The organism is Bacillus thermotolerans (assembly GCF_000812025.2).
GTDB lineage: Bacteria > Bacillota > Bacilli > Bacillales > Domibacillaceae > Quasibacillus > Quasibacillus thermotolerans.
The window spans coordinates 1-5,127 of sequence record NZ_JWJE02000090.1 but is presented as its reverse complement, the minus strand read 5'-3'; the positions used below and the strand labels follow the sequence as shown (position 1 = coordinate 5,127).

Genomic DNA, 5,127 nt, shown 5'->3' with positions numbered 1-5,127 from the left:
TGAACTGAACCCCGAATAGTAGACACTTTAAAAAAAGTGGACCTATTCGGGGTTTTTCTATTTTTCTTAGCTTAAAACCCCGTTATACTAAAATCTATATATTAGGACGGGAGAAGTTACTATGAGTAAGATCATTTTCAATGAACATCAACGACAAGTCTTAGAAAAGAACCCAAATGTCGCATCTGTATCTGATCGTGCGATTCAATATACTGCCGAATTTAAAATTCGAGCGGTAAAAGAGAATTTAGCTGGTAAAGGGCCTGCTCAGATCTTTATCGAAGCTGGGTTTGATTTAGAGATGATTGGGCTCAAGAAAGCACAAAGCGCGCTTAGTCGCTGGAGAACAACATATAAAACCTCTGGGGAACCAGGTTTGTTAGAAGAACGTCGGGGGAAAGGCAGTACTGGACGCCCTACTTCTAAACAGCTTTCAGCTGAGAAAAAACTAGAAAAAGCAGAAGCACGGATTAAATATTTAGAAGCTGAATTAGAATTGCTAAAAAAGCTCGAAGCACTCGAAAGGCAGGCGAAGAAGAGACGATTCTAACACCCCAAGAGAAGTATCAAGTCATTAATGAAGTGATTCGTCTTTATCAACTAAAGAATATGACAAGTTATTTATGTGAGTTAACAGGTGTCAGTCGAAGTGGTTATTATAAATGGCTTCAAAATAGTGAAAAGCAAGCCATTCGTGATGAACAAGATTATCAGGACTATCTCCTGCTAAAATCAATTTATGACAGGGCTAAAGGAAAAATTGGCTATCGTGGCTTATACATGGCATTAGCCGATCTCCTCGTTACACCCATGAATCATAAAAAGATTCTTCGATTAATGCGTAAATTTAACTTCTTTGCGAAAGTGAGACAAGCTAATCCCTATCGCGCAATGGCCAAAGCAACTGAAGTACATAGAGCAGTGCCAAACCATCTAAATCGAGATTTTAAACAGGATGAGCCAGGGAAAGTATTTTTAACCGATATTACTTATCTGCAAATTCAAGGTGGTCAAACGGCTTATTTGTCCTGCGTAAAAGACGTCGCTACAAGAGAAATAGTCGCTTATGAGCTCTCCACCAGTTTACGAATGAGTATTGTGTATAGAACACTAAAAAAATTAAAGGAAGCATTAAATGAAAATATTCATCCAGAGGCAATGCTTCACTCGGATCAAGGATTCCATTATACACACCCAGAATATCAAAAACGCGTCAAAGCATTAGGACTCATTCCATCCATGTCCCGTAAAGGAAACTGTCTAGATAATGCCCCAATGGAATCATTCTTTGGACATTTAAAGGATGAAGTAGATTACAAAGAAGCAAATAACTTAGCAGATTTAAAGAATATGATTGATGAATATATGGAGCACTATAACACGAATAGAAAGCAATGGACCTTAAAAAAGATGACTCCAGCAGCTTACCGGAGTCATCTCATCGCTGCGTAGAAAGCAGCATCTCTTTTTATTAAACTGTCTACTTTATAGGGCGCAATTCAGAGGCTGTCTCCCTTTTTATTTTCACACCGCATAATATCTTTCACAAAGAAGCTCTTTTGTTTCATACGTGCCTGATGACAATTCTTGTTGAACGAATGAATCAACCTCTAGTGGATCAAGGTCATACATCACTTCGATTTCCTTTGAGAATAGAAGTTTTTCTTTTCTAAGCAAGCTAGAGAGAGGAGGCTGCTGCTTAGGCTGCAGGTCTTCTTTATTTAGGACTTGCTTTAACCCTTCAATATAATAGTCAACGGAGCGGCCGCCCACGATTTTTACACCTTTATTTTCTTCATTGACCATAATAATCGTTGGAAACCCTCTGGCACCCAGGCTTCTGGCCAGTGCAAAATCTTCATTTAATAACTGTTGCCCGCCCGGTTGCTCCGCCTCATTTACAATGGCTTCTCCGTCAAGCCCAAGATTATTGACAATCTCCGTCATCACCGCTGGATCCGCAATATTGCGGTTAAACGCGAAAAGGGCTTCTCTTGCACGCCGCAAGTATTCATAGGCAAGTGTCTCGTTATGCTGTTTTTGAATCACTTTGAATACCCGGGAAGGAGGGAAGGAGGATTGAACAGGATTGTCAATCATCAGTGTTCCGTCAATAGGCATACGCGCATGCTCTCCAACTTCTCTCCAGTGGCCAGCCACATCAGCAGGCCCATAAATCCCGTTTGCGGGATCAACAGGACCGTCCCCCCATTTTTCCAGCAAGCCGCCCATGACGGTATGGAGGTTAAAATAGTGGCCATATTGCTCGACAAAGCGGCGAAGAACAGGTTCTAGTGCCCAGCAGTGGGAACAAATAGGGTCCGTTACATAATAAAGGTTAATCGATTTTTTCGGTTGATTAAAATCAATCATCTCCATTTCTTCCTCCCCAGCTGCTCCACATACACCTGTTTCTATATCACAGATCATATTATTATCCTTCAATTCATTTTCCCTTCCTTTCTATTTAGGTTTTGTTTAAAAAGGCCCTGCATTTGCTCTGTAATCACATTTTAGTCCATAATCAAATACATCTGCACCAATAGCCCGCTGGATGTGTTGCTTTTACAACACATCCAACAAATTGTTTAAAAAGCAGGAGGGATAGTGACATGATCGATTCAAAAACGGATCCCCGGATTCTTCGTACCCGTAAGCTAATCATGGATTCCTTCATTGACTTATCGGAGAAAAAAGAATTTAAGGATATTACCGTTAAGGACATTACCACAGAAGCAATGATCAACCGCGCGACGTTTTATTATCATGTTCAGGACAAATATGATTTATGGGGGTTCTGGTGCAAAAACTGCAAGATACTTGCAAATAATCTCTAAATCTTGGACATACTGATACTAGTACTCTAAAAAAGGACGTGATCAGTATGGAAAAGCAAAATCTATTCAAGTGGAAACATTATCAACCTGATATTATTTTATTAACCGTAAGATGGTACCTACGGTACAACCTCAGTTTTCGTGATTTAGTCGAAATGATGGAAGAACGCGGCTTATCCATTGCTCATACAACCATCATGCGTTGGGTTCATCAGTATGGTCCTGAATTAGATGAGCGAGTACGGCGTCATCTTACGCCAACCAATGATTCTTGGAGAGTCGATGAGACGTATGTGAAAGTCAAAGGTCAATGGATGTACCTATATCGTGCCGTTGATTCAGAAGGAAATACGATTGATTTTTATTTAAGCAAAACAAGGGATCATAAGGCTGCAAAGCACTTTTTCAAGAAAGCTTTGCGGTCTTTTCATGTTTCAAAGCCCCGTGTTATCACAGTAGACAAGAACCCAGCCTATCCTATGGCGATCGAAGAGTTGAGGAAAGAGAAAAAGATGCCCGTAGGCATCCAAATAAGGCATATAAAATATCTGAATAACATTGTAGAACAAGATCATCGTTTTATTAAAAAGAGAGTTCGTTCGATGTTAGGATTAAAAACATTTCGTACCGCCAAATCTATTCTTTCGGGAATAGAAGCGATGCATACCATTAAAAAAGGACAACTTGCTTTACGGGACAAGTCTGTCCAAAATCAAGTGAAGTTCATTCATCAATTATTTGGAATGGCTGCATAAGAACAGATTCCATTAGCAATCCATATACCTCTTTCAAATAAATGCAATCTTTGCACCAGAACCCCAAAAACCGCCAGCACTTCCGACCAGAAAGAAAATTTTTAGCCATATCCAATCACGCTAAGTTCGTGGGGTTTAGCCCCCACACGACTAGCCAGCTACCTCCCCAAAACAAGGGGAAAAACTTAAAGCGCAACTTTTCTTAGTTGCGCTTTGTGGATTAATATTAAGATAAACATGTTTTATTCTCTAAAAAATTCTAACCACATTAAAATATAAGCAAGTGAAAAATAATAAATAGTTACAAAATTGCCCAACAGCAGTATATATTTAATCAGTTTGTTGTTGATCAAAAGCGACAATATAAAGGCAATTATAGGCAAAATGATAAAACCAATTTGGAGCGTTATATTTAAAAAGTTGTGCGCTCCCCAAGGGCTAATACTTAATGCTCCATATTTGAGGTTGTAATACTTTACACCTATAAAAAACAGCCAAATAATAACATTTATGGTGGTGTAGATAACTGAGTTTTTGTTCAAACAAAAACCTCTTTCTTTTAAAGATTTACGGATTTGTTTTTAATACATGAGTATTTGGATGGTACGAGAAACTTGTAGTAGGACTTACACTAAAAGCTAGACCAGATAAACTAATTGAAGGTGAAATGGTTGAATTCTTTTCCTGATGTGCATAGTGACCGAAAGCATCTAGTCTGTTATTTACTGCTGCTGGTCTTACAGCATAGTACATATAACTTGTAAGTGAGCGTACAGTTTTAGCATCTGCACCTCCTCCAAAGCTGTCATTTGGCAAGTCGATTCTCAAAGCATATCCACCAATGCCTTTGCTCCATTTGGTACTAGAAGTATTGTAAATAGCACTATGAGATTGGGTTCCAGACATATGACTATATGTAGTCCACTTTTGCTCACCATATTGACTATCAGGTGTTGGTCCCCAGAATGAGGGATTAATTCCTATTCCAGTTACATCGACATATCTGTTAGAAGGCATCTTTGACCAAGTAATGCTTTGTTTTAAGCGATAGTTTTGTGTTCCTAATCTAGCTATAACAGTTCTCATTGTTTTATAGGAAGTTGATGACTCTACAGTTATATCCATTGGCGATATTTGATTTTCTTCTGCACGTTTTTTTCTTGCGCTACTTCTTTATTATACGTTGCTTCGTCTAACTCTACTATTATTGGATCAGTTTGCAAATCATTGTAGAGGAATGGAGACTTTATAGTATCTGGATTTTCAATTATTTTAAGATATTGAGTTTGTGAGGCTACTATTTCACCTTTTAAATTTTTATTAAGGTTATATACTTCTTCACTCATATTTTCAATTTCATCTTTAGTAAACCCTAGTGATAAAAGGTTATTAAAAGTTTCATCAGATATTTCTATACCATTCACATTGTTTACTGATTCTGCTGTGACTGCTAGAATAAAGTGTACAGTTTTTGCTTGATAAGATGAAACGCTTATTTACCCAAATATACCAGCAAAAAATATCAACCTATCACT

6 protein-coding genes and 1 pseudogene are annotated in these 5,127 nt (G+C 38.2%); 3 read left to right on the top strand and 4 right to left on the bottom strand.

The window, feature by feature from the left end:
* Positions 1-121: 121 nt before the first annotated feature.
* A protein-coding gene (locus tag QY97_RS20185) for an IS3 family transposase (protein WP_099098599.1) occupies positions 122-1,452 on the top strand; the annotation gives its coding sequence in 2 pieces (ribosomal slippage) (positions 122-500 and positions 500-1,452; 1,332 coding nt in all).
* A gap of 72 nt (positions 1,453-1,524) precedes the next feature.
* On the opposite strand, the gene QY97_RS18550 is transcribed toward QY97_RS20185, so the two are convergent.
* Positions 1,525-2,445 (bottom strand): DsbA family protein, encoded by a 921-nt coding sequence (locus QY97_RS18550; RefSeq protein ID WP_039238336.1) that lies wholly within the window; start codon positions 2,443-2,445, stop codon positions 1,525-1,527.
* A gap of 167 nt (positions 2,446-2,612) precedes the next feature.
* Here QY97_RS18550 and QY97_RS18545 point away from each other — a divergent pair.
* Together QY97_RS18545 and QY97_RS18540 are read left to right on the top strand one after the other, a co-directional pair.
* Positions 2,613-2,789: pseudogene (locus QY97_RS18545) on the top strand (TetR/AcrR family transcriptional regulator); the annotation flags it as partial.
* Between the two features lie 95 nt (positions 2,790-2,884).
* Complete coding sequence (locus tag QY97_RS18540; protein ID WP_039238331.1) at positions 2,885-3,592, top strand: IS6 family transposase; 708 nt, start codon at positions 2,885-2,887, stop codon at positions 3,590-3,592.
* Positions 3,593-3,834: 242 nt separating this feature from the next.
* Here QY97_RS18540 and QY97_RS18535 read toward each other — a convergent pair whose 3' ends face one another.
* From QY97_RS18535 to QY97_RS19720, 3 genes are read right to left on the bottom strand one after another with little or no spacing between them, the layout of a single operon-like run.
* Positions 3,835-4,134: a hypothetical protein gene (locus tag QY97_RS18535; RefSeq protein ID WP_039238329.1), complete on the bottom strand. Its 300-nt coding sequence runs from the start codon at positions 4,132-4,134 to the stop codon at positions 3,835-3,837.
* A gap of 25 nt (positions 4,135-4,159) precedes the next feature.
* On the bottom strand, positions 4,160-4,717 hold the full coding sequence (locus QY97_RS20585) for a hypothetical protein (protein ID WP_156994656.1): 558 nt from the start codon (positions 4,715-4,717) through the stop codon (positions 4,160-4,162).
* Positions 4,708-5,016 (bottom strand): hypothetical protein, encoded by a 309-nt coding sequence (locus tag QY97_RS19720; RefSeq protein ID WP_052729019.1) that lies wholly within the window; start codon positions 5,014-5,016, stop codon positions 4,708-4,710. The genes QY97_RS20585 and QY97_RS19720 overlap by 10 nt, the downstream gene beginning before the upstream one ends.
* Between the last annotated feature and the right edge of the window lie 111 nt (positions 5,017-5,127).